This is a genomic window from Aeromonas rivuli (assembly GCF_020149575.1).
Lineage (GTDB): Bacteria > Pseudomonadota > Gammaproteobacteria > Enterobacterales > Aeromonadaceae > Aeromonas > Aeromonas rivuli.
This window is the reverse complement of the sequence record NZ_CP079742.1, coordinates 2,719,303-2,743,687: the sequence shown is the minus strand read 5'-3', so window position 1 is coordinate 2,743,687 and position 24,385 is coordinate 2,719,303. Positions and strand designations below refer to the sequence as shown.

Annotated in this window: 25 protein-coding genes; 13 read left to right on the top strand and 12 right to left on the bottom strand. The window is 58.5% G+C overall.

Annotated elements, in window-relative coordinates:
* Positions 1-50 precede the first annotated feature (50 nt).
* From KYK33_RS12645 to KYK33_RS12635, 3 genes are all read right to left on the bottom strand, one after another.
* Complete coding sequence (locus KYK33_RS12645) at positions 51-875, bottom strand: MipA/OmpV family protein (RefSeq protein ID WP_224430745.1); 825 nt, start codon at positions 873-875, stop codon at positions 51-53.
* Positions 876-1,086: 211 nt separating this feature from the next.
* Positions 1,087-2,151: an AI-2E family transporter gene (locus KYK33_RS12640; RefSeq protein WP_042043469.1), complete on the bottom strand. Its 1,065-nt coding sequence runs from the start codon at positions 2,149-2,151 to the stop codon at positions 1,087-1,089.
* 10 nt (positions 2,152-2,161) lie between these two features.
* Positions 2,162-2,395 (bottom strand): sulfurtransferase TusA family protein, encoded by a 234-nt coding sequence (locus KYK33_RS12635; protein WP_224430744.1) that lies wholly within the window; start codon positions 2,393-2,395, stop codon positions 2,162-2,164.
* Between the two features lie 122 nt (positions 2,396-2,517).
* On the opposite strand from KYK33_RS12635, the gene bepA reads away from it, so the two are divergent.
* The gene (gene bepA, locus KYK33_RS12630; RefSeq protein WP_396021342.1) at positions 2,518-3,972 is read left to right on the top strand and encodes a beta-barrel assembly-enhancing protease; all 1,455 of its coding nucleotides are present in this window, start codon (positions 2,518-2,520) and stop codon (positions 3,970-3,972) included.
* Between the two features lie 111 nt (positions 3,973-4,083).
* Here bepA and KYK33_RS12625 read toward each other — a convergent pair whose 3' ends face one another.
* The gene (locus KYK33_RS12625; protein ID WP_042043473.1) at positions 4,084-4,524 is read right to left on the bottom strand and encodes a TlpA family protein disulfide reductase; all 441 of its coding nucleotides are present in this window, start codon (positions 4,522-4,524) and stop codon (positions 4,084-4,086) included.
* 174 nt (positions 4,525-4,698) lie between these two features.
* Between KYK33_RS12625 and arsC the strand changes: the two genes are divergently transcribed.
* The gene (gene arsC / locus KYK33_RS12620) at positions 4,699-5,049 is read left to right on the top strand and encodes an arsenate reductase (glutaredoxin) (protein ID WP_042043474.1); all 351 of its coding nucleotides are present in this window, start codon (positions 4,699-4,701) and stop codon (positions 5,047-5,049) included.
* A complete protein-coding gene (locus KYK33_RS12615; protein WP_042043475.1) occupies positions 5,046-5,429 on the top strand; it encodes a DUF2069 domain-containing protein in 384 nt (127 codons plus the stop codon). Before arsC ends, KYK33_RS12615 begins: the two co-directional genes overlap by 4 nt.
* A 38-nt stretch (positions 5,430-5,467) precedes the next feature.
* On the opposite strand, the gene KYK33_RS12610 is transcribed toward KYK33_RS12615, so the two are convergent.
* Together KYK33_RS12610 and KYK33_RS12605 are read right to left on the bottom strand one after the other, a co-directional pair.
* The gene (locus KYK33_RS12610; protein WP_224430743.1) at positions 5,468-6,082 is read right to left on the bottom strand and encodes an acyl carrier protein phosphodiesterase; all 615 of its coding nucleotides are present in this window, start codon (positions 6,080-6,082) and stop codon (positions 5,468-5,470) included.
* Between the two features lie 84 nt (positions 6,083-6,166).
* Positions 6,167-7,069: a lysine exporter LysO family protein gene (locus KYK33_RS12605; protein ID WP_224430742.1), complete on the bottom strand. Its 903-nt coding sequence runs from the start codon at positions 7,067-7,069 to the stop codon at positions 6,167-6,169.
* Between the two features lie 534 nt (positions 7,070-7,603).
* On the opposite strand from KYK33_RS12605, the gene KYK33_RS12600 reads away from it, so the two are divergent.
* The 4 genes from KYK33_RS12600 (at position 7,604) to KYK33_RS12585 (ending at position 10,809) form a co-directional block, all read left to right on the top strand.
* Positions 7,604-8,374, top strand: coding sequence for an ABC transporter ATP-binding protein (locus KYK33_RS12600; protein ID WP_042043480.1), 771 nt, complete (start codon positions 7,604-7,606; stop codon positions 8,372-8,374).
* A gap of 49 nt (positions 8,375-8,423) precedes the next feature.
* Positions 8,424-9,197, top strand: coding sequence for an ABC transporter substrate-binding protein (locus tag KYK33_RS12595; RefSeq protein WP_042043482.1), 774 nt, complete (start codon positions 8,424-8,426; stop codon positions 9,195-9,197).
* 175 nt (positions 9,198-9,372) lie between these two features.
* Positions 9,373-10,113, top strand: coding sequence for an ABC transporter permease (locus tag KYK33_RS12590; RefSeq protein ID WP_042043484.1), 741 nt, complete (start codon positions 9,373-9,375; stop codon positions 10,111-10,113).
* 3 nt (positions 10,114-10,116) lie between these two features.
* Positions 10,117-10,809 (top strand): ABC transporter permease, encoded by a 693-nt coding sequence (locus KYK33_RS12585; RefSeq protein WP_042043485.1) that lies wholly within the window; start codon positions 10,117-10,119, stop codon positions 10,807-10,809.
* A 72-nt stretch (positions 10,810-10,881) separates the two neighbouring features.
* On the opposite strand, the gene KYK33_RS12580 is transcribed toward KYK33_RS12585, so the two are convergent.
* The 3 genes from KYK33_RS12580 to KYK33_RS12570 form a co-directional block, all read right to left on the bottom strand.
* Complete coding sequence (locus KYK33_RS12580) at positions 10,882-11,523, bottom strand: energy-coupling factor ABC transporter permease (RefSeq protein ID WP_224430741.1); 642 nt, start codon at positions 11,521-11,523, stop codon at positions 10,882-10,884.
* A 49-nt stretch (positions 11,524-11,572) separates the two neighbouring features.
* The gene (pflA, locus tag KYK33_RS12575) at positions 11,573-12,316 is read right to left on the bottom strand and encodes a pyruvate formate lyase 1-activating protein (protein WP_042043488.1); all 744 of its coding nucleotides are present in this window, start codon (positions 12,314-12,316) and stop codon (positions 11,573-11,575) included.
* A 65-nt stretch (positions 12,317-12,381) separates the two neighbouring features.
* Positions 12,382-15,357: a sensor domain-containing phosphodiesterase gene (locus KYK33_RS12570; RefSeq protein ID WP_224430740.1), complete on the bottom strand. Its 2,976-nt coding sequence runs from the start codon at positions 15,355-15,357 to the stop codon at positions 12,382-12,384.
* A gap of 97 nt (positions 15,358-15,454) precedes the next feature.
* On the opposite strand from KYK33_RS12570, the gene KYK33_RS12565 reads away from it, so the two are divergent.
* Positions 15,455-15,625 (top strand): rhodanese-like domain-containing protein, encoded by a 171-nt coding sequence (locus tag KYK33_RS12565; RefSeq protein WP_224430739.1) that lies wholly within the window; start codon positions 15,455-15,457, stop codon positions 15,623-15,625.
* A gap of 46 nt (positions 15,626-15,671) precedes the next feature.
* On the opposite strand, the gene KYK33_RS12560 is transcribed toward KYK33_RS12565, so the two are convergent.
* Complete coding sequence (locus tag KYK33_RS12560) at positions 15,672-16,676, bottom strand: hypothetical protein (RefSeq protein ID WP_224430738.1); 1,005 nt, start codon at positions 16,674-16,676, stop codon at positions 15,672-15,674.
* Positions 16,677-16,887: 211 nt separating this feature from the next.
* Here KYK33_RS12560 and thiI point away from each other — a divergent pair, with 211 nt between their 5' ends.
* Positions 16,888-18,336 carry a tRNA uracil 4-sulfurtransferase ThiI gene (gene thiI / locus KYK33_RS12555; protein ID WP_224430737.1) on the top strand — a complete coding sequence of 483 codons (1,449 nt, stop codon included), beginning with the start codon at positions 16,888-16,890 and terminating at the stop codon, positions 18,334-18,336.
* 150 nt (positions 18,337-18,486) lie between these two features.
* On the opposite strand, the gene KYK33_RS12550 is transcribed toward thiI, so the two are convergent.
* Positions 18,487-18,876 carry a hypothetical protein gene (locus tag KYK33_RS12550; protein ID WP_042043536.1) on the bottom strand — a complete coding sequence of 130 codons (390 nt, stop codon included), beginning with the start codon at positions 18,874-18,876 and terminating at the stop codon, positions 18,487-18,489.
* A gap of 113 nt (positions 18,877-18,989) precedes the next feature.
* A complete protein-coding gene (locus tag KYK33_RS12545) occupies positions 18,990-19,622 on the bottom strand; it encodes a trimeric intracellular cation channel family protein (protein ID WP_042043537.1) in 633 nt (210 codons plus the stop codon).
* Between the two features lie 387 nt (positions 19,623-20,009).
* On the opposite strand from KYK33_RS12545, the gene KYK33_RS12540 reads away from it, so the two are divergent.
* From KYK33_RS12540 to KYK33_RS12525, 4 genes are all read left to right on the top strand, one after another.
* Positions 20,010-20,885 (top strand): flagellin N-terminal helical domain-containing protein, encoded by an 876-nt coding sequence (locus tag KYK33_RS12540; RefSeq protein WP_224430736.1) that lies wholly within the window; start codon positions 20,010-20,012, stop codon positions 20,883-20,885.
* A gap of 606 nt (positions 20,886-21,491) precedes the next feature.
* Entirely contained in the window at positions 21,492-22,388 is an 897-nt protein-coding gene (locus tag KYK33_RS12535; RefSeq protein ID WP_224430735.1) for a flagellin N-terminal helical domain-containing protein, read from the top strand.
* A gap of 614 nt (positions 22,389-23,002) precedes the next feature.
* On the top strand, positions 23,003-23,872 hold the full coding sequence (locus KYK33_RS12530; RefSeq protein WP_224430734.1) for a flagellin N-terminal helical domain-containing protein: 870 nt from the start codon (positions 23,003-23,005) through the stop codon (positions 23,870-23,872).
* A 36-nt stretch (positions 23,873-23,908) separates the two neighbouring features.
* Positions 23,909-24,361 (top strand): flagellar protein FlaG, encoded by a 453-nt coding sequence (locus KYK33_RS12525; RefSeq protein ID WP_163134909.1) that lies wholly within the window; start codon positions 23,909-23,911, stop codon positions 24,359-24,361.
* The last annotated feature ends 24 nt before the right edge of the window (positions 24,362-24,385 follow it).

Sequence of the window (24,385 nt, the reverse complement as noted above, 5' to 3'; positions counted from 1 at the left end):
CCGCATCATGCGGGCCTCTTTTTATGTTCTTGTGCGCAGCTCAGGAGGCGTCACCAGATATAGCCCAGCCCGACGCCTGCGTAGAGTTCGCCTTCATGTTGCACCAGAGGGCTGTCGGCGATGTCGTTATCGTAGAGCTCGTAGTTGACGCCGAATCCACCAATCCAGTGGGGGCTGAAACGATAGCTGCCAATGATGGAGGCCATGGGGGAGAGGGTGGTGCCCGTGTTCCATTGCGGGCGGCCCGGTGCCACCTCATCGTCAGAGACGCCGCCGAAGTAGTAGTTGGCCATGTTGTGGCTGCGTAGCATCAGACCAAAGCCCGGCATGACCAGCAGCCTGTCGCGCACTATGGGGAAGTTGGCCCATGCCATCACTTCCTGACCGTTGCTGGTCCCCGTGACATCGCTGGTGGCCCTTAGGGTCAACAAGGCATACGGGGTCACCAGATCGGCACCAAATCCGGCCTCAAACTCGCCCTTGCGCTTGTTCATGCCATCGAAGAAGCGATCGTCATCGGGATCCAGGTTGCCAAAGCGCAGCCGCCCGAAGGCATAGGTCGACAGATTGCCATCCCGGGAGAGGTAGTAGCGGGCCCTGTCCCCCAGATACATCAGGTTCTCACCAAAATAGAGTCCACCAGGTATGGGCAGCATGGTGTCATCCTGATGCTGATAACGGGCCTGGCCGCCGATAAAGGCGCCTCCCAGCACCAACCCTTTGGGAATGGGGCTGGTGGGGCTGTCACTGGAGAAGGGGCTCAGGGCACCCAGATCGATGTCGGCGTGGGCAGTGCCGATGGCGCAAGAGGCCAACAGGGCTGCGAGGCTAGCCAGCTTCCAGGCGGTTGACGGTGTCGATCGAACAGGGGTCATGTAAATCGTCCTTGTTTAACTGCCCGTGTGATAGGCCAGAGGTGTCGAATGAAAAAAGGCGAACATTTAAGCCGATGCCCGGAGCAGATGCAAGTTAGCAGGGCGCAACGCATTTAATATCAATAAATTGGCGCCCTATGTCAGGATAATTTTCATCCCGGTTGAACTCTGCTCGCTGGGTCACGATGGCGTGGTCTCCAATGGATCACCCTTAAGGGGCCGGGCTCTCGTCTCGTTTGGGCCAGGCATTGAGTACGGCCTTGACCAGGGTCGCCAGCGGGATGGCGAAGAAGACCCCCCAAAATCCCCATAAGCCACCAAAGACCAGCACGGCGATGATGATCACCACAGGGTGCAGATTGACGGCTTCGGAGAAGAGCAGCGGCACCAGCAGATTGCCATCGAGGGCCTGGATCACCAGATAGGCGACCATCAGCCAGGCAAATTCAGGTGTCAGCCCCCATTGGAACAGCGCCACCATGGTCACCGGCACTGTCACCGCCGCCGCCCCTATGTAGGGAATGAGGACGGAGAAACCCACCGCCACCGCCAGCAGCACCGAGTAGCGCAGTCCCATCAGGGCGAAGGGAATATAGGTGGCGATGCCGACGATGAGGATCTCGATGACCTTGCCGCGGATATAGTTGATGATTTGATCGTTCATCTCCACCCAGACCCGATTGACCAAGGTTCGGTTACGGGGCAGGAAGCGGCGTATGCCCGCCAGCAACACCCCCTTGTCCTTGAGCATGAAGAACACCATCAAGGGCACCAGTATGAGGTAAATGAGCAGGGCGACCACGTTGACCAGGGAGCTGAGCGAGGCGCTCACCAGGGTCTCGCCGCCGCTCAGGATGCGTTGGCGTATGTTGTCGATCAGCGTCTCCACCAGGCTGACATCGATGAGCTCGGGGTACTTCTCGGGCAGGGTACGCACATAGTCCTGGGTGTGGCCCAGCATGGCGGGGGACTCTTTGGCCAGATTGATCCCCTGGCTGACCAGGGTCGGGATCAGACCAAGCAGCGCCAGCACGGTCAGGGTGAGAAACAGCAGCAATACCAGACCGGTGGCGGGGGTTCGCCCCAGGCCCAACCGCTGTAACCGGCTCACCGGCCACTCCAGCAGATAGGCCATCACCAGGGCCACCAGCAGCGGCGCCAAGATGTCGCCAAACAGCCAGAGGATGGCGAAACAGAACAGCAATAACAGGAACAGGGTGACGGCATTGGGATCGGAGAATCGAGTCTGATACCAGCGTTTCAGGACTTCAAACATGGAGTATTCCTCAACAACAGGATGGCTCCCCGACCGTGAATTGCAGGTGCAGGTGCGAAGGGGTTTGCTCAGCGCTCAGTATGCTATGGCCAAGGCGCGTCAGATAGGCCGGGATATCGCGGCGCGAGCCGGGGTCGGACAGACTGATGGCGAGGGATTGACCGGTTTTAGCCTGGCGCAGCCAGAGCTTGACCATGATGAGTGGCTCAGGGCAGCGATAGGAGGTCAGATCCAGGTGTTCCATAACGGCTCCAGCGGGCGAGACGCCGCTATTATGGCCGTGATGGCAGCCTGAAACAACGCTTGTGGGCCGTCAGGGGCAAGGGTATCCTGCCGAAGCCCCTTCCTAAAGGAGATAGAGATAACGTGGCACGTTTTTCCCCCCTGATGGCAAGCATTCCCCTGCTGACCTCCCTGATGAGCGCCAGCTTTACTGCCCAGGCCAACAATCAGCTGCCCGACATAGGCACAGCCGGGGTGGCGGCGCTGCCCATCGAGCAGGAGGTGCGCTACGGCAACGCCTTCATGCGCTTTGCCCGTGCAGGTCTGCCCGTTATCGATGATCCCGTGCTCAGCCAGTACATTGACGATCTGGGTCAGCGACTGCTGACCAACGCTGACGGGGTGCGCTTCCCCTTCACCTTCTTCCTGATCAACGATCCCAGCATCAACGCGGCGGCCTTCCTTGGCGGGCGGGTCAAGGTACATACCGGCCTGTTTCTCTATGCCGACAGCGAGAGCGAACTCGCCTCGGTACTGGCCCACGAAATCACCCACGTCACCCAGCGTCACATCGCCCGATATCTTGAAGCCCAGGCGAGCAGCTCGGCCATGACCCTCGCCGGTCTGGTGGGCTCAATCGCCCTGGCGGTGATCAACCCGACCGCCGGTATTGCCGCCCTGCAGACTACCCTCGGTCTGTCGATGCAGTCGGCTATCAACTACACCCGGGACAACGAATACGAGGCGGACAGGATCGGCATGAAGACGCTCTATGACGCGGGTTTTGACCCCAGCGGCATGGCGACCTTCTTCCAGAAGCTGGCGGCGGAGTATCGTTACGCCAGCAAGCCCCCCGAGATGCTGCTCACTCACCCCCTGCCCGAGACCCGGATTGCCGAGGCCCGTGCCAGGGCCGCCAGTTACGGCAAACGCAGCCTGCCTCCTAGCCTGGACTTCTGGTTTGCCAAGGTACGTATTCAGGCGCGTTTTGGTACGGAGACACAGGCGGCCCTGCTCACCTTCTTCGAGCAACGGCTGAGTCGGGGCGATTACCCCCTCAAGGACGCTGCTCTTTATGGCAAGGCCCTGGTGTTGCTTCAGCTCAAACGGGCGGACGAGGCCGATGCCATCATGAAGGAGCTGGCCAGCCGCCATCCGGAGGACCTGTTCATCCTGGATGGCCAGACTGACATCGATCTTGCCAAGGGGCGCAATGCCCAGGCCATCGCCCGCCTCGAGCAGTTCAGACGGCGGATGCCGGATAACGAGGTGGTGGTGATCAACCTGGGCAACGCCTATCTGGAGGGCGGCAACACCGCCAAGGCGATCGCCATTCTGGATCCCTACGCCCGGGAGCATGAAGAGAACAGCCTGACCTGGAGTCTGCTGGCCGATGCCTATCGCAAGGCGGGCAAGATGGAAGAGCTGCACATGGCGCGGGCCGAGACCCTCTCCCTGCGCGGCGACTACCAGGCCGCCATCGACGAGCTGATCGTCGCCCGTGGCACGACCAGCAACAAACTGAATCTGGCCCGTATCGAGGCGAGGATCACCGAGTTGGAACGTGAGAAAAAAGCATTGGAGAGCCTCAAGATGTGACGCTTCTTGCGGCGGATAAGGGCGTAGCGGGTCACCGCTACGCCCTTTTTATTGCCTGGTATGCCCGGACGGAGCAGCTGGCCTGCCCAGGCAGGCACAGGTGATTGCCGATCACTGGCGGGTCAGGGTCGCCAGCCGTGCGTGATTGAGTTCACCGACCAGGGTCTGCACCAGCTTGCCATCGGCATCGAGCAGATAGCTGGTGGGCAGCTGGGCGGGGCGGGGGAAGGGCAGCCTGGCGCCGGCTTCGCCGTTGACCTGCATGATGGGCACCTGGATATCGTGACGACGGGCCAGCTCTGCCAGCTCGGGCGCGCTCATGCTGTCGAAGCTCAGCGCCACGACCTGCACCTTGCCCTCCCGTTGCAGGGCATTGAGCAGGGGCATCTCCCGCAGGCAGGGCGCGCACCACTGGGCAAAGTAGTTGACCAGCAGTGGCTTGCCCGCGAACCGCTGCAAGCTGACCGGTTCACCCTGGGTGTCGGTCAACTCGGGTTGCGGGGTACAGGCGCTCAGCAGAGCGGTCAGTGCCATGGCATGGATTGCTTTCATTGCCTCTCCTTGAGATGCGTCATCAGGTTGGGGCCTCTTCAGGCCAGAATGAAAGGCGTCTCATACAATTTGATAACTCTCTGGTTTCATTCCATCAATGGAAGACGTGCCTCAGGCTTTGCCATACAATAGCGCCGCTTCTTCCCCTCTCATGCGATAAATCAGGGAGTTATCATGAGCGAGACCCAAATTTACCACAATCCGCGCTGCTCGAAGAGCCGTGAGACCCTGGCCCTGCTCGAGCAGCATGGCATCCAGCCCGAGGTGGTGCTCTATCTGGAGCAGGCACCGAGCGAAGCTCAGATCCATCGCCTGCTGAGCCAGCTGGGCTTCGAGGATCCCCGCCAGCTGATGCGTACCAAAGAAGACCTCTACAAGGAACTGGGGTTGGCAAATCTGAGTGGCGAGGCCCTGATCCAGGCCATGCATCAACATCCCAAACTCATCGAACGCCCCATCGTCATCAAGGATGGCCAGGCCCGGATTGGCCGTCCTCCCGAGCAGGTGCTGGAGATCCTCAAGTGACCACTTTTCACGCCCGTCTGCTGACCCTGGTCGGCTTCCTTGGTCTGCTGGCCTGGGTCATTATCTGGCACGTCTGGCTCTCTCCGCATCCTGACATCAATCCCTGGTTGCTGCCGGTGATCTGGACGCTGCCGCTGCTGTTCCCCCTAAAGGGCATACTCCAGGGCAATCCCTACACCCATGCCTGGGGCAACTTCGTGCTGATGCCTTACTTCCTGCACTCCCTGACCCTGATCACCGCGGATGAAGGGGAGCGCTGGCTGGCGGTCGTAGAGCTGGTGCTCACCATCCTCGCCTTCGTCGGTACCATCTATTATGCCCGCCTGCGCGGGCGGGAATTGGGCCTGAGCATTCGCAAGAAGAAAGAGACCCAGCCATAGGTTGTCAGCCATAAAAAAACGCCCCTTGGGGCGTTTTTTTATGGTCGATCCGGGTCAGGAAAATGGGGGCGCGCCTGCCACTCTTGCTGGGTAAAGCGCATCAGGTCGGGGTAGAAGGAAAGAAAGCCTTGCTCACAGCTGCGCCACTGGGCCGGGGTCAGGGTTGCCAGCGCCAGGCCGAGAGGTTGCGGGCGGCGCAACCGCTGGCCTATGCCGTTGAGGGCCCGTGTCAGCCCGTCCAGCTCGGCATAGGAGGCGAGCCAGTTCTGGCGCACCATGGCTGTTAACGGGGAGGGGAGGCCACCTGGCAGGCGATCCTCATCGGCCAGCAGGGCGGCATAGCTTTGCTGCAAGAAGAGCGGCAGTGGCGTCTGGCTAAAGCGGGCCCAGTGCAGGCTGAGCCAATGGTCGTAGAGCATATCGACCAGGATGGCGCCAAAACGCCGCCAGGGCGGCGCAAAGCAGGCGACCGCGGCTCTGTGTTCGGGGTGGGCATCGGTGAAGGCATCTATCTTGCGATGCAGCCAGATGCCTGCATCCAGCGATGGCTCAAGTCCGCTTGGCAAGGGGCCCTTGACGAAGTCGCCGAGCAGGTTGCCGGTGAGGGAGCTGTGGGTGTGGGCCGCCAGGTGAAGGTGTGCAAGATAGTTCATGGGGTTCTCGCCGGGTGAGTGAGTGAACCTTAGCCGAGTTCAGGGGGGAGCGTGGTGATGGCCCCCCTTGAACCCGGTTGTGGATCAGATAGCGAGGAAGGCAAGTATCAAAATGGGGCCGAGCAGACTCAAGATGAAGCCGGATACGATGGCGTTCGGCACCATGGTGATGCCCCCCGAGCGCTGGATCACCGGTAGAGTGAAGTCCAGGGCGGTGGCACCACCATAACCGACCGCTGCCGAGGGGTGACGGCGCATCAGCATGGGGATGATGAGGATGGCGATGAGCTCGCGGCCAAGGTCGTTCAGAAATGCCGCCGAGCCCAGCACCGGCCCCAGCTTGTCGGCGACCAGGATGCCGGAGAGCGAATACCAGCCAAAACTCGAACTCATGGCCAGGCCGTGAGCCAAGGGCAGGCCGAGCAGCAGGGAGGCCACCAGGCTGCCCACCCAGCTGGTGAGGATGACGGTGGCCGCTATCTTCATGCCCCAGGGGTTGAGCAGGATCTGGCGCAGGTGCATGCCGGAATTGCGCATCTGCACTCCGATGAGAAACAGCAGCAGCATCAGCGCCCACTCGCTCAACTTGTCGATGGGCAGGAAGCGTGGCTCGAACAGCAGGCCAATGAGCGTCCCCGCCAGCACCACGAAACAGAGCTGCACGGACTCCCATAACATCTTCCACTTGCTCGGCATCTGGGAGTCGTTGCCATCGTGGGGCGGAGGATTGCGTCTGTCCAGCCACCAGAGGCCGGCCAGATTACACAGAGAGATAGAGGCCAGCATCAGGGTCGCAATGACGAAAATGCGCGGCAGGTTAGCCCCCAGATCCTCCACGAAGGCCAGTCCCAAGCCCATCAGGAAGAGGATCAGATAGACCAGCTTGCCGAGGGTGCCGTTGACGAGCTTGAGCAGGGGCTTGGAGGAGAGGGGAACCAGGTAGCCGATCACCAGGGGCAGCAGGATCAGCAAGACATTCAGCAGCATCGGGGCCTCAAAGAAGAGAATGACAAAAACGACACCTTATCATTAGTTATTAAGCGGGTGTCACATATCTGTGAGATAAGTTGACTCATCCGACCCTTGTTTTAACCTCGCGCTTATGGAGCCCCAAGCCTTTTGCGAGAGCGTCATCTGCTCTTGCGGGCTTTTTCTGCCAAAAAAACCAAGAAAATCACATGGATCCACTGCCAGTTTGCATCGCCAGCTGGTATGAATAAACAGGCTTTTATGCTGTTATGATGAAAAAGCGATGATGTGCCGGATTAACCGAGGTATTAGGCGCGAAACAGGCCGGCGTCCTGGCGGTATTAAGTCGAGTTTTATGCATACAAAGTGCTGAAAAATACTATCAAGGCCAATAAAAATACAGATAAAACACCAAGAACCTCTACTCTGTATTGTTTTTTGACCATGTGGATGATATTTTCGCTGAAGGTTGCCATCGGTTAACATTTTGTTAATGGAGTGATGGTGGTATCACGCCCCAGCGGCGTCTAGGGACAGACAAGGTTGTAGTGGATGAGCGACGTTGCCGCACTGGAAGTTCGTGCTTTGCATAAGTACTTTGGCACCCACGAAGTGCTCAAGGGCATCGATATGACGGCCCACAAGGGAGATGTCATCTCCCTGATCGGCTCCTCGGGATCGGGGAAGTCGACCTTTCTACGCTGTGTCAATCTGCTCGAAACCCCTTCCTCCGGTAGCGTATCCCTTCACGGTGAGCTGATCCGGATGAAGACGAGCCGGACCGGCGAACGTACCCCGGAAGACATGCGCCAGGTTGAACGTATTCGCAGTCGCCTCGCCATGGTCTTCCAGAGTTTCAATCTCTGGTCACACATGACCATCATGCAGAACATCATAGAGGTGCCTATCCAGGTGCTGAAGGTGCCCCGTGCCGAGGCGATCGCCAAGGCGGAGCATCTGCTCAACCGGGTCGGGCTCTGGGAGCGTCGCGATTACTATCCCGGCCACCTCTCCGGCGGCCAGCAGCAGCGGGCCGCTATCGCTCGCGCCCTGGCGGTCGACCCCGAAGTGATGCTGTTTGACGAGCCCACCTCGGCGCTGGATCCTGAGCTGGTAGGGGAGGTGCTCAGCCTGATGCGCGAGCTGGCCGAAGAGGGGCGCACCATGATGGTGGTGACCCACGAAATGTCTTTTGCCCGTGACGTGTCGAACAAGGTGATGTTCCTGCACCAGGGGGTGGTGGAGGAGCAGGGCAATCCGAAAGAGATCTTCGCCCACCCCAAGTCAGAGCGTTTCAAACAATTCATATCTTCCATCTATTGATGGACGAGTCTTCCCATTATCCAAATTGTTTTATCAAGGAGAGATGACAATGAAAAAACTGATACTGGCCACGGCCATTCTGAGCACCCTGGCATCCGGCAGCCTGATGGCCAAGGAGTGGAAAGAGGTACGGATCGGTGTAGAAGGCGCCTATCCTCCCTTCTCCTGGACCGAGCCAAGCGGCGAGGTAAAAGGTTTTGACATCGACATCGCCAACGCCCTGTGCGAGGAGATGAAGGTCAAGTGCACCATGGTCAAGCAGGATTGGGATGGCATCATTCCGGCGCTGCTGTCGCGTAAATATGACGCCATCATCGCCACCATGGACATCACCGAAGAGCGCAAGAAGAAGGTGGACTTCACCCAGAAGTACCAGCACATTCCCGCCCGCTTCGCCGCCAAGAAAGGCACCGACGTGCAGCTCGACAAGGCCTTCATGGATGGCAAAACCATTGCCGTGCAGCGTGCCACCTCCATGGACACCTACATCACCGATAACTTCCCCAACGCCACCATCAAGCGTTACGGTACCGCCGACGAGGCCTATCTGGATCTGAAGTCCGGCCGTGTCGACTACGTGATGGCCGACTCTGCCGCCATCAGCGACGGTCTGCTGAAGAAAGATGGCGGTGACGCCTATGAATTCGTCGGCCCGAAACTGACCGATCCCAAGTGGTTTGGTGAGGGTGCCGGTATCGCGGTGCGCAAGGCTGACAAGGATCTGAAAGAGAAATTCAACGCCGCCATCCTGGCCCTGCGTGCCAACGGCAAATACAAAGAGATCAATGACAAGTACTTTGATTTCGATGTGTACGGTGAATAACGAGGCGACAGGCTGACCCCAGTCAATCGTCATCGGGCCCGCGGCTTTTCCCACGAAAACGGCGGGCCCGTTTGGTTGCAATAGAGATGCATGTGTATGTGTTTGATTTGAAAGGATCTGAATCCTCTGTTTGGGTGAGGCATACCCATTCAGTCAGTTTGCGATGGAGTTGCACATGTTTGATTTGAAAGGATACGAAGCCTCCCTGCTGGAAGGTGCCTGGATCACCTTGCAGGTGGCACTGGCCTCCCTGCTGCTGGCGCTCCTGCTCGGCCTGCTCGGTGCACTGGCCAAGCTCTCCCCCTATAAGTGGGCGCGGGGTCTGGCCACTGGCTACACCACCCTCATTCGCGGTATTCCTGATCTGGTGCTGATGATGCTGCTCTTCTTCGGCGGTCAGGTGCTCATCAACGGCATCTGCACCTGGATCAACGAGCAGTACAATGCCTGGTTGTTGTCGAGCAATCCCAACCAGGATTGGGTCTCCCTGGTGCCCGATTACATCGATATCAGCCCCTTTGCCGCCGGGGTGGCTACCATAGGCTTCATCTTCGGCGCTTATATGACAGAAACCTTCCGTGGCGCCATCCTGGCGGTGGACAAGGGCGAACTGGAGGCGGCTCGCGCCTTCGGCATGCGGGCAACCCAGGTGTTTGTGCGCATCCTGTTCCCGCAGATGATGCGCCATGCCTTGCCGGGTTTTGGCAACAACTGGCTGGTCCTGCTCAAGACCACGGCCCTGGTCTCCATCATCGGACTCGATGACATGGTGCGCAAGGCATCACTGGCGGCGGGCTCGACCCAGCAACCCTTTACCTTCTACATGGCGGTAGCCCTCATCTTCCTGGTGTTCACGGCTGTCTCCACCTCGGCGCTCAAGTGGGCCGAGCGTCATTATGCTATCAAGACGAGGTAAGCCATGGACTTCTCGATAATCCTCAAAGAGTGGCCCACCTATTGGCAGGGCCTCTACACCACTGTGCTGCTGGTGGCCGCCGCCTTGCTGCTTGGCCTCATGCTGGCGGTGCCGGTGGGCATCTTGCGTAACCACAAGAACTGGCTGATCAAGGGGCCTGTCTGGGCCTACATTTACTTCTTCCGTGGCACGCCGCTGCTGGTGCAACTGTTCATCATCTACTACGGCGCCGCCCAGTGGGAGTGGCTGAAAAACAGTGCGGCCTGGACGCTGTTCGCCGAGGCCTGGTTCTGTGCCCTGCTGGCCTTTACCCTCAACACCGGCGCTTATACGGCTGAAATCGTGCGCGGCGCCGTGATGAACATGCCCAAGGGGCAGATAGAGGCAGCCCAGGCCTTTGGCATGAGTCCCTGGCAGACCCTGACCCGGATCATCTTGCCCAACTCGTTTCGTCGGGCATTGCCGGCCTACAGCAACGAGGTGATCTTCATGCTGCAAGGCTCGGCGGTGGCAGGCATCATCACCATCGTCGACTTGACGGGGGCGGCGCGGATCATCAACTCCCGCTACTACAGCCCGTTCGAGGCGTTCATCACCGCCGGCCTGCTCTATATGATGCTGACCTTCATCATCGTCTGGCTGTTCAAGAAGCTGGAGTCGCGCTGGCACGCCCACCTGCGTCCCCGCAGCGTCTGATCCCGTCGATGCACCATAAAAAAGCCCGCAACAGCGGGCTTTTTGTTATCTCTATATTGCGGGGAGCTAGGCTCAGCGGCCCAGGTAGGTGCGGTCGAAGAAGGTGTTGACCCAATGGGGGCGGTAGATGGCGAGCAGGGTCATGGTCATGCCGTTGAGCAGGGCCTCGGGAAAGAGCAGCAGTGGCCAGATGCTGAGGTAGTCATCGATGATGGTCTGCCAGGGGTAGTCGCCGCTTAGCCCGAGCAGCAGGGCCGTGGCCAGCACCTTGGTTGAAATGGCGAGGGCGCCGCCGAGGAAGGCGGCGATGAACAGATAGATGAACAGATGCCGTGGCAGCCAGGCCCAGCTTGCGAGGAACAGCAACCAGCTGGTTGCCACCGGCAGTGCTATGCCGAGCAGGGCGTTCCAGCCAACGTTGGCCCACTCCTCGACACCTGTGTAGCTGAGCAGTAGCAGAGTCAGACAGGGGGCCCAGAGCGCCAGGCGCCAACCGAGCAGCAGGGTCAGGCTGGTGATGCCGAGAAAGTGGATGGTCAGGCCATCATGAAGGCCGGCGCGCAGCAGCCAGAGCGGGATCAGAACGATGGCGCTGCCGAGCAGCAGGTGTTGATAGAGGGAGGTGGTGCGCAGGTTGTGCCAGAGCGCACGGTTCATGCTGGTGCCTAACAGCAGCAACCAGAGCAGCAGGGCCGCGAGCTGGCCTTCACTCATGGGGCATCCTTGCCGTGGGGCCGCGGCAGACCGCGGCCGTCTCAGTTAATCAGTATTTTACCTGACTATGGTACTGGCCGAGGATGGCCTGGATCTGATCCATGGTCTCCCGCTTGGGAGGATGAATACCGGTCAGCTCGTAAGTCTCTCCCAGCACGTCCCATTTATGCTTGCCGAGCTCGTGGTAGGGCAGCAACTCCACCTTTTCGACTGACTCACCCAGCTCCTTGATGAATTGACCCAAGCCATGGGCGCTCTCTTCGTCATCGGTCCAGCCTGGCACTACCACATAGCGGATCCACATGGTCTTGCCCTTGGCGGCGAGATAACGGGCGAACTCCAGGGTGTACTTGTTGCTGACGTGGGTCAGGGGGATGTGCTTCTCATCGTTGATCTGTTTGATATCGAGCAAGACGAGATCCGTGTTGTCGAGCACCTGATCGAGCATCTCGTCGTAGTGGCGCACGAAGCCGTTAGTGTCGAGGCAGGTGTGGATCCCTTGCGCCTTGCAGGCTGCAAACAGTTCGGCAATAAAGGGCTGCTGCAACATGGCCTCGCCACCGGAGGCGGTCACGCCACCGCCAGAGGCATTCATGAAGTGGCGGTAGCTGGTGAGATCCTGCATCAGCTCAGGGACCGTCACTTCACGGCCACCATGGGTGTCCCAGGTATCGCGGTTGTGGCAGTACTTGCAGCGCATCAGGCAGCCCTGCATGAAGACGATGAAGCGTATTCCGGGGCCATCGACGGTGCCGCAGGTTTCTACGGAATGAATGCGACCAATAACAGACATAGGGAACTCCAGCGTTTCGAGCAGGTCGTTATTTTATTACGAAAAGCCCTATAAAGCATACTTGTTTAGCCGCTTGATAACGGCGTCAGCAGACTCTCCAGTGCCTTGACCGGCAGTGGGCGGCTGGTGAGGAAGCCTTGATAGTGCTGGCAACCGAGGTGTTTGAGTATGTCGAGCTGCTCCTGCTCTTCGACCCCCTCGGCGGTGACGGTGAAGCGAAACACCCTTGCCAAGTCCAGGATGGCCTTGACGATGGCTCTGTCCTGTTCGCTGTGCACCAGGGTCTGAATGAAGCTGCGATCCAGTTTGACCTCGTCCGCGGGCAGATCCCGCAGATAGGCGAGGGATGAGTAGCCGGTGCCAAAATCATCGATGGAGAGCAAGATGCCGAGCTCCTTGAGCTGATGCATACGGGCGATACTCTCCAGCCTGTTCTCCAGTACCACGGATTCGGTGATCTCGAGCAGGAGGCGGGAGGGGGGCACCCCGGTGTCACGGAGTATGTACTCCACCTGTTGCACGAAACCGGCGGTGTGGAACTGGCGAGCGCTGACGTTGACCGACAGGTGGGGGATCGTGAATCCCTGATTGAGCCAGAAGCTGTATTGGGCACAGGCCGTCTTCATCACCCAGTAGCCGATGTCCTGAATGAGGCTGGTCTCCTCGGCGATGGGGATGAACTCCCCGGGAGGCACCATGGTGCCATCGCTCTTCTGCCAGCGCAGCAGGGCTTCTATGCCGGAGAGGGCACCGTTGTCGACCCGGTATTGCGGCTGGTAGTGCAGCAGCAGTTCGTGATTGCGTAAGGCATCGCGCAGCTGGTTGCTGAGGGCGAGTTTGCTGCGCTCCTTCTCGGCCATGGCCTGACTGAAGAACACATAGCTGCCCTGACCACCGCGTTTGGCCATGTGGGCGGCGGTATCGGCTTGCTGCATCAGGATCAGGTGATCCTTGTCCTCTCCCGAGAACAGGCTGATACCGATCGAGGCGCTGCAGTGCAGTTTGTGGGATTCGATATCAAACGGAGCCCGAAATTGACCCATCAATTCACGGGCAAAGTGCTCTGCCAATATTTTGGCGGTCACATAGCCCTGGCCCAGGGCGGTGAACAGCAGGGCAAACTCGTCCCCCGAGGTCCGGGCCAGCACCAGATTGTCCTGGGGCAGCTCCTTGAGGCGTGCGACCACGGCCTGTAGCAACATGTCGCCATAGGCATGACCCAGGGAGTCGTTGATCGACTTGAAGTTATCCAGATCGACCAGCAGCAGGGCACCCCACTGGCCATTGGGCTCGCTCAGGGTGCGATTGAGGGCATCGGTCAGGCTGCGGCGGTTATAGAGGCCGCACAGATCGTCGTAGTAGGCGAGCTGTTCGATATTGCGGGCCGCCTCTTTCTCCTTGCTGACGTCATAGAAGCTGCAGACCAGGTGGCCTATCTCCCCATGCTCATTTCTGACGCCGCTCACCATCAATCTGACCGGGAACAGGTTGCCGGCCTGATTGAGGCACTGCTCCTCCCCAATCCATAGTTCCTGATTGCGCACCGTCTGCCACACCTCCTCTTTGAGGCGATCGCCGTAATAGGGGGGGCGCAATCGGTCAATGTGCTGGCCCACCATCTCGCTCTGCGCAAAGCCGGTGATGCGGCAAAAGGAGTGGTTGACCTTGAGGATGGTGCCTTGGCTGTCGGTCACCAGCAGACCATCGTGGGTGTTGAAGGCCACCTCGGCCAGGCGCAGGGCATCGTCGGCAGCCAGACGTTGCAGCTCGATGGCGGCCCGCTTGGCCTGGGAGGTGAGTACGTCGAGCAGCGGCATGGGATCGGCCAGTGGCTGGTCAAGCAGCAAGATGAGCTGGCCTATGGGGCCCTGGGTCGGCAGGCTCAGGGGAATACCGATGAAGGCCTTGGCATCGTGACTGAGCAACTTGGTGGCGCTGGGGTAGCGCAGCGCCAGATCTTCGATGTAGAGCGCCTGACCGTGGTGAAACAGCTCGGCGCTGGGGCCGGGATCCAGTCCCATGGCGGGCCAGTGTTGCGGTTCACCCTTGAGCCTGACATGGCGCGGTATGACCCAGAGATCCTTGCCCCTCGGTTGGTACTCACCCACCCACCCCAGGCTGGCGCCACTGATATGACAGGCCCAGCTCACCAGGGTTTCACAATAGTCGATACCCGTCATCAGACTGAGTTCGCCGGGGAGGGAGAGGGCCTGAGCGGCCTCGCTGGCCATCTCCTCAACCTGAGGCTGCCAGTGGCCCAGTTGCTGGGCGCAGTGGCGCACCAGTTGCAACATCTCCTCGTTGAGCAGCATGGGGGTCCGGTACTCCAGGCTGAGCACGCCGATGAGCCTGTCCTGATCGAGCAGGGCGGCATCGAGGCGTGAGTGGACATTGTCCTCGCTCAGGTAGTAGTGCTGGCTGAGCATGGGCTGGTGGGCGGTTTCGGAGAAGCTCAATGCCTTGCGGGTGCGCAGGGCGCGAATGTAGCGGCTGTCGCCTCGAATGGCCGCAAGGGGCGTGGCCGCCTTGCCGGCATCGGTGCCATCCCAGCCGAGGGAGAAGACAGGGGTGAGCTGTTCGCCCCCCAAGCTACCGCTGGCTTGGTAATGCCAGAGGGCGAGCCGGTCTGCCCCCAGGGTCTCTTTCAGACTCTCGAGCATGGGGGCGAACTGCTGCTGGCTCGCCATCTGGCTGAGTCTGGGCAGGTGAAGGGCAAGGTCTGCCGTAATTTCCTGGGACTGGGTCTGCAGGCAGATGAGCCAGAAGGCATCCTGCTCGTGGGAGAGGGCAATCTGCCAGAGGATGCCGTCGAAGCGTAGATGGAGCCGACCGCTTTGGCCCTTGGCCAGCATCTGCTCTATCGGGCCGCGCAGGGCTTCCGGCAACTGGGCAGGCCAGGGAGCTCTGGGTTCATCGAGCCAGTGCAGTGGGGTTTTCATCACATCCGTCAGGGCAACCAGTCGTTGGCTACGAGCGTCCAGGCGAAAGAAGAGGGGCGTGGACGAGGTGGGCACTGGTTGACGAAGTGCGATAGACGACATGAGGGGAAACATCCTGTTGAGCGACTGCCGGAGGGCCAAGAATACTGCATATTGCGGGCAAACAAAATTTCGTTGAAGCCTAAATTAGTGTTGTCTAATGCTATGGCGAGCTATCGCTGGCTGGCGTCTTGCCGATGAAACGGATCCTGTTTGTTGGTGGTGTGGTCATAGGGCCTGCCGCCTGCTCAGCCAGCACGACGTCAAGGTGAAGAAGCTCTCCGGCGGCTTCAAGACCTGGCAGGTGGCGTCCCTGCGCGATCCCTCATAGCTTGCGAAGGCTGGTTGTGAGCGGGGGACCTTGCTCTTTCCCCGGTTCAACCGTGGCGGATCTGGCCGAGGCGGGTGAAACCGTGCAGGCTCTTGCGCCGCAGGAAGTGGCTCTTCTTGATGGGATGGAAGACGAGAGGCCGAGCCAATGCCGCATTGGTGGCCTGCAGGCGGCTGAGCTGGTGCGCGGCCCCTGGCGCCGTGCTGATCAGCAAGGTCAGCGGCAGCACGAGGGGCGCCATGGCGGCAGCCTGAGGGGGGGAGGATAACCGGGTGTCTAGCTGTTCATCCTCGAGAAGGCCCCTCGCCCTGGCAAATGCCGTCAGCATGGGGGGGGTCGCTCTTCCTTCCTCCAGTCCCTTGATAAGGGTGGCGAGCGCCTCATGAAACCCGGTCAGGGCCAGGGTAAAGTCAGGGTGACGGCGTTTGGCGAGCAGGGTATCAAAGGGGAGTGTCCCCAGATGTACCGGCAGGCGCAGGCCAATCTCGAGGTGGAAGCACTCCTGACCCCCTTGAGGTTGGTAGCGGGATTCGGCCAGGTGGAGCAGGCGATCCAGGTAGTCATGGTCGGTGATGAGGATGCCATCGTGGGTCAGTGCCCACTCCCGGGCCAGGTACATGGAGAGGAGATTGGCCAGGCGCCGCGCCATGCGAATGCCCCCCTCATCCTGGCTGGCCAGGCCATGGCTGAGGCAGTATTGATGCAGGTGGGTCAGCCCGGCCTGGGCCGGGCAGAAGCAGTCGTGATTGGCGCCTTGCTGCCAGCGGTCGATGAGCGCCTTGTTGCCAAAAACCCGGTGACGGACAAAGCTCGGGGCGAGCAGGGTGCCTAACTGCTCTATTAACCGGGGGGTGATGGCATCGAAGTCGGCGGCGCTGGGGGAGGGGGCCAGCAGATTGCTCTGCTGGGTCAGCAGGTCGAGCAGGGGCGGCAGTCGGCTCTGCTCGCTCAGGGTGAATACGAAGGCGAGCCGCTCCAGCCAGAGCAGTGCGAACTTGAGCCAGAGCTCATCGCGCACCTCCATGCCGGGGTAATAGATAAAGGTCTTCATCTCGAAGTGATCGCCGCTTGCGTCGCCAGTAACAGAGGAGGGGCAATATACCCAGTTCCCCTGAGCGCGGCAAACGGCTGCGGTCATGTTTGCCAATGGGCTCAGGCCCTTGCGGAGAGGCGACCCGCGTCCCCACGCCATGCCGGTAGGCGATGGCGGCAAGCTCTGCTATAATTCGCGCCCTTTTGTTAAGGTCACTCGAGTCAATGACATGAAGTTCATCATCAAGCTGTTCCCAGAAATTACCATCAAGAGCAAGTCAGTGCGTCAGCGCTTCACCAAGATGTTGCAGGGCAATATCCGTAACGTGTTGCGCCGTTTCGACGAGGACGCCCGCGTGCGAATGGATTGGGACAAGCTAGTGGTGAGCTCGCGCAACGATCACTTCCACGCCCGCTATCTGGAGACCCTGGCCTGTATTCCCGGCATCCAGTATTTCCTCGAAGTGAAACTGAGCAACTTTACCGATCTGCACGACATCTTCGAGCAGACCCGCGCCGTCTGGGGCGATCGTCTGAAAGGCAAGACCTTCTGTGTGCGCGCCCGTCGCGTCGGCAGGCACGACTTCAGCTCCCTGGAGCTGGAGCGCTATGTGGGTGGCGGCCTCAACCAGCACTGTGAAACCGGTGGTGTACGGCTGAAGAAGCCCGATATCCAGGTCAATCTGGAAGTGGAAAACGACGAGCTCTACATCATCAGTGCCGTGCACCACGGCCTCGGCGGTTTCCCCATGGCGACTCAGGAGGATGTACTGAGCCTGCTCTCCGGTGGTTTCGACTCAGGGGTGGCGTCCTATCAGTTCATCAAGCGCGGTTGCCGCGTGCATTATTGCTTCTTCAATCTGGGTGGTGCCGCCCATGAGATCGGGGTCAAGCAGGTGGCCTATTACCTGTGGAGCAAGTTTGGCGCCTCCCACAAGGTGCGCTTCACCGCCATCGACTTTGAACCCGTGGTGGCCGAGATCCTCGAAAAAGTGGACAACGGCCAGATGGGGGTGGTGCTCAAGCGCATGATGATGCGCGCCGCAGGCCAGGTGGCCGATTACTTCCAGATCCCGGCCCTGGTGACTGGCGAGTGCGTGGGTCAGGTGTCGAGCCAGACTCTCACCAACTTGAACGTCATCGACCGGGTGACCGACAAGGTGATACTGCGCCCGCTCATCACCTGGGATAAGCCTGACATCATCAGCCAGGCGCGCCACATCGGTACCCTGGAGTTTGCCGAGACCATGCCGGAGTATTGCGGTGTCATCTCCAAGAAGCCGACCATCAAGGCCGTGCTCTCCAACATCGAGGCGGAGGAGGGCAACTTCGACTTCGCTATTCTGGACAAGGTGGTGAGCGAGGCCCGTCATCTGGATATCCGCCGGATCGGTGAAGAGACGTCAGCCCAGGTGCAAGAGGTGGAGACCACCCAGGTACTGGCCGCAGACGAGATCATCCTGGATATCCGCTCCAATGATGAGCGCGATGAGAAACCGCTGGTGGTCGAGGGGCGTGAGGTGCTGCATATCCCCTTCTTCAAGCTGGCGACCGCCTTTGGTGACCTGCCGAAAGAGCAGACCTATCTGCTCTATTGCGATCGCGGCGTGATGAGCAAACTGCAGGCGCTCTATCTGAAAGAGCAGGGCTTTGACAACGTCAAGGTCTATCGCCCCTGAGCACCAGGCTCGGGCATGGTGCGGCACCCTGCGGTGCCGCCAATAAAAAATCCGGCTTATGGCCGGATTTTTTATTGCACTCGAGCTGTCTGAATCGTGATCGGAGCCGAGCTGTATGGCGATGAGGATCTCCTGCTCGTCGTCAGCGGCCTAGGGGCAGGGGACGGGAGTAAAGGTAGATTGACCCTGGCAACGCCAGCCCATCTGGGCTTGGCGCATCTGCCAGAGGTTGTCACTGCGAAACAGGGTCAGGATGTAGAGCATGTCATTCTTGCTGCCATCGAGGGCAACCGAGAGCACCAGATCATTATCCAGTTGTTGCGCCTGGATCCGGCTCGGTACGTCAGCATGGCCCACGAAACGCAAGGCGATGGCCCTGTAGTCATTCACCCAGGTCTGCTGTTTATTGCTCGCCAGGCGGATCTGCTGATTGAATTCCTGCACCGGCGTGGAGGCCAGTCGACCAAACAGAAGCTGGGCATTGGCACCCATGGTGGTCACTATGAGCAGCAGCGAGGTAATGATCCCGAATTTTTGCATGAAGGTTCCTGCCTGATAATGACTGCTCTCTATGACAACAGAAAAGCCCGCTTGGTTCAATCAGGCGGGCTTTTGTCATTCAGGCATGGCCATGCAGGCGTCAGTGCCGACCGCTAGCCCCGTTGCAGGCTGAAGGTTGGCAGGGAGAGATGCCAGTAGATAGCGGCCACGCGCAGGCCAAATACCACCGCCATGCTGATAAACATGGCCAGCACCCTATCCAGACTGCACTCGAGTGCCACCGTATAGACGATGCCGCCGAGGATACAGGCGGTGGCGTAGATCTCCTTTTGCAGCACCATGGGGATCTCCCGGGCCAATACATCGCGGATCATGCCGCCGGCAACCCCTGTCATGGTGCCCATCAGTACGGCAATCAGGCCGGATGCGCCAAAATGGAGCGCCTTTTGGGCGCCGATCACCGTAAAGAGCGCCAGGCCAAAGGCATCCGCCACCGGTAGAACATACCAGGGCAGGCGCTTGGGCAAGCGAACCAGCCACATGCCCAGCAGGGCCGTCAGCAATATGACCCAGATATAGAGGGTATCGCGCACCCAGAATACCGGGGTGGCGCCGAGGATCATGTCACGAATAGTGCCACCGCCGATGGCGGTCACTGCCGCCAGTACCAACACGCCAAAGGCGTCCATCCTCAATCGGCCCGCAACCAGCACGCCGGAAAATGCGAACACGGCGGTACCGAACATGTCGCTGACATAGACAATCTGATCAACCAGGCTCTGCATGGAGAAACATCGACTCGAACAAAAGAGGGGCGCAGATTCTAGAGGCTGCATGGGCAAGCGCCAAGTCCGACCATGTAAAATTGAGAGATCCACCGCGCTTTGAGCGTCCTCAGCGCCCTGATAGCAGGCTTGCGACGGGGGAGGCGACTGACCCGGCTCATGCCCGCAGTGACGGCGATGTGCGTTCAGCCGTTATTTTTTTCGTTTATTTACTTAAGTCTGACGATAACGGACCGATAAATAGGTTAAGCGGCGAGAATGGAACGAACAGCGAAAAAATCGCTAAAGTCCTCTCAAAAAGCGCCGTTAACCAGAACATATCAGGCACAGAAAAAAATAAAGCCTGAGTGAATTAAAGATAAAATTTAATAGCTTAGGAGAATAGTTATGAGTATGTACATCAATACCAACGTTTCATCGCTCAATGCCCAGCGCAACATGATGAACAGCACCAAATCTTTGGATACCTCCTACACGCGTCTGGCCTCCGGCTTGCGCATCAACAGCGCAAAAGATGATGCGGCCGGTCTGCAGATCTCCAACCGCCTGACCTCCCAGATCAACGGTCTGGATCAGGGTAACCGCAACGCCAACGATGGTATCTCCCTTGCTCAAACCGCTGAAGGGGCCATGGACGAAGTGACCGGCATGTTGCAGCGGATGCGCACCCTGGCCCAACAATCTGCCAACGGTTCCAACTCCGCCAAGGATCGTCAAGCCCTGCAAAAAGAGGTGGATCAACTGGGCGCCGAGGTTAATCGTATCTCCAGCGCGACCACCTTTGCGGGTACCAAGCTGCTCGATGGTTCCTTCGGTGGCACCTTCCAGGTCGGTGCGGATGCCAACCAGACCATCAGCTTCAGCCTGAGTCAGTCCGGTGGCTTCAGCATCTCCGGGATTGCTGCAGCGGTGACCGCTGGAGGGGTTGCCGCTATTTTTACCGGCGGCTCAGCTGGTGGTATCGATATCAGCAGTCAGAGTACAGCACAAGCAGTGTTGGGTGCAGTTGATTCCATGCTGGAAGTCGTTGATGGTAAGCGAGCAGAGTTGGGTGCGGTACAAAACCGGTTGGATTCAACCATCCGCAACCAGTCCAATATCTCGGAAAACGTCTCGGCTGCCCGCTCCCGTATCCGTGATGCAGACTTCGCCACCGAAACGGCCAACATGACCAAGCAGAATATCCTGCAACAGGCGGCCTCCAGCATTCTGGCCCAGGCCAACCAGCGTCCGCAGTCAGCCCTCTCTTTGCTGCAAAACTAATCGATAATTCCAGAAAAAGAAAAGGGCGGTTGTTCAGGCCGCCCTGGTAAGCAAGATGGAACAATGGGGTGTTCGGATTTACGCCTTGTCCTATCGAAAGAGAGTTTCTCTTATTGGTATTACCCCTCGAGTGTTGCGCAGATCGTTCACTCTGTCACCCTCGAGGTTGTTCTCCTGAGCGTAAGCTCTTCTTTGGCCGACATTGTCGGCCTTTTTTATGGGCGCCGATAAATTGGCGACACATAAACTCCAGCATAAAACATGCCAATTTCTATTGCGCAGACATCCATGAGTCGCGTCGGAGTGTCTCGTGACGACAGGGCTTTGCGGCCACGTCGCCTGGAACAGGGCTGTTGCCCGTTTTTTGCGTGGGGAGGTTGAATAAATTGCTTAAAGCTTCTGATGGGACTGCCGTTACAGAGGGTGAAGCAAATTGAGGGGTGTTCGGAAAACCAACATTTGCGCAACTGCGGGTCCTGTGTCCGTTCAAACAGGGGGCCCGCCAGATGGCACAGACCGTTCAATCTGTCCATCTGAACGGTGGGATCCTGGCTGCATAGATGCAAACAGAGCCCGTAGTTTCTTGTTCATCAGGAGAAGTCTTTTATGGCCATGTTTATCAATACCAACACTTCATCATTGAACGCCCAGCGTAACTTGATGAACACCACCAAGTCGTTGGATACTTCATACACCCGCCTGGCATCCGGTCTGCGTATCAACAGCGCCAAGGATGATGCAGCCGGTCTGCAGATCTCCAACCGTCTGACCTCCCAGATCAACGGTCTGGATCAGGGCAACCGCAACGCCAACGACGGCATCTCCCTGGCGCAGACCGCAGAAGGGGCCATGGATGAAGTGACCGGTATGCTGCAGCGTATGCGCACCCTGGCTCAACAATCTGCCAACGGCTCCAACTCCGCCAAGGATCGGGCGGCGTTGCAGAAAGAGGTAGATCAGCTGGGGTCAGAGATTAACCGTATTTCCACGGATACCACCTTCGCTGGCACCAAGTTGCTGGATGGTAACTACAGTGGTAGTTTCCAAGTGGGGGCCGATGCCAACCAGACCATAGGTTTTAGTTTGAGTCAGGCTGGTGGTTTCAGCATTTCTGGGATTGCGGCAGCGATAACCACAGGGATCACTGCAGGGACAGTAACAATCGCTATATCAACAATTTTTACTGGCGGTGGAGCGGGCGGTATAAACATCGCAACTCAGAGTGATGCTCAAAACGTACTGGCTGCAGTCGACTCCATGCTGGAAGTGGTTGATGGGAAACGTGCCGAGCTGGGTGCGGTACAGAACCGACTGGATTCGACCATTCGTAACCAGTCCAACATTTCCGAGAACGTCAGCGCAGCGCGATCCCGTATCCGCGATGCAGACTTCGCCACCGAAACCGCCAACATGACCAAGCAGAATATTCTGCAGCAGGCAGCATCGAGTATTTTGGCCCAGGCCAACCAGCGTCCGCAGTCTGCCCTGTCACTGCTGGGCTGATCAGCAAAAAGAACAGGGCGGTTGTTCAGGCCGCCCTGGTAAGAAAAGATGGAACAATGGGGTGTTCGGATTTACGCCTTGTCCTATCGAAAGAGAGATTATCTTGTTGGTGTATCTCCTCGAGTGTTGTGCAGTCGTTCACTCTGCCACTCTCGAGGAGGTTCTCCTGAGCATAAACTCTTCAATGGCCGACTCTTGTCGGCCTTTTTATTGGCGCCAGAAAAGTGGCGACGAGAAATATACGGCATAAACTATGCCAGTTTAACTTTCTGGCCTGAGTTCAATATGAACAGAAGCCGCCGTCTCTGGACGGGAGTGACAAATAGCCTGATTAACAGCCATCAGCCTCTGAGGGGAAGGCATTTGCCTCTTTGTTGATGAGAGCGGCAATAAATGTCCTAAAGCTTCCGATGGGGCTGCCGCTACAAAGGATGAAGCAAATTGTGGGGTGTTCGGAAATCCAGCATTTGCGCAACTGCGGGTCCTATGTCCGTTCAAACAAGGGACCCGCCAGATGGCACAGACCGTTCAATCTGTCCATCTGAACGGTGGGATCCTGGCTGCATAGCTGCAAACAGAGCCCGCAGTTTCTTGTTCATCAGGAGAAATCTTTTATGGCCATGTTTATCAATACCAACACTTCATCATTGAACGCCCAGCGTAACTTGATGAACACCACCAAGTCGTTGGATACCTCATACACCCGCCTGGCATCCGGTCTGCGTATCAACAGCGCCAAGGACGATGCGGCCGGTCTGCAGATCTCCAACCGTCTGACCTCCCAGGTCAACGGCCTGGATCAGGGCAACCGCAACGCCAACGACGGCATCTCCCTGGCGCAGACCGCAGAAGGGGCCATGGATGAAGTGACCGGCATGCTGCAGCGTATGCGCACCCTGGCTCAACAATCTGCCAACGGTTCCAACTCCGCCAAGGATCGCCAAGCCCTGCAGAAGGAAGTCGATCAGTTGGGGTCAGAAATCAACCGTATTTCCCAGGACACTACCTTCGCCGGTACCAAACTGCTGGATGGCAACTATAGTGGCAGCTTCCAGGTGGGGGCAGATGCCAACCAGACTATCGGCTTCAGCCTTTCTCAGGCTGGTGGATTCAGCATTTCAGGGATATCGGCAGCGGCGGGATCAACAGCAGCTGCTGTGTTTGTTAGTGGTTCAGCAGGTGCCATCGATATCACTAGTCAGAGTACTGCTCAAGCCGTTTTGGGTGCAGCAGATGCCATGCTGGAAGTAGTCGATGGCAAACGTGCCGAGCTGGGTGCGGTGCAAAACCGGTTGGATTCGACCATCCGCAACCAGTCCAACATCTCCGAAAACGTCAGCGCCGCGCGCTCCCGTATCCGTGATGCGGACTTTGCGACCGAAACCGCCAACATGACCAAACAGAACATTCTGCAGCAAGCCGCGTCCAGCATACTGGCCCAGGCCAACCAGCGTCCGCAGTCGGCTCTGTCGCTGCTGGGCTAAGTCGGTTCAACCGTCAATTGACATGAGGAGCGGCAGATGGCCAATGAATCGATAGCCATGCCTTCTGTTACTTCGACGCTGACTCAACATGGCGGCCCCCAGGCCGCCATGGCTGTTTCTCCACCCACATCCAGCGGAGAGGAACTGGCCGAACAGACAAGTGTCGAGCCGACAGCCAAGACATCACAGGCACAGGCCAAGGTGTCAGAGCCGCGTATGGACAAGGCCTATATGGAAAAACAGGCCCAGGAATTGCAAGAAAGGTTGGACAATTTGAGCAAGTTGAAGGGATGGACCATCAATTTCAGTCTGGTCCCCGAATTCGACCAGCCGGTGATCAAGGTGATAGATGCGGAGACCAAGCAGGTTATCCGTCAGATCCCGAGCGAGGAAATGCTCTTGATAAGCAAGAGGTTGCAATCCATGGACCAGCAGATGAATGGCAATGGCTCCGGTCTCTCCGGGCTGCTGTTCGATGGTCAGGTGTGATCCAATTTTACGTCGATAGACAGG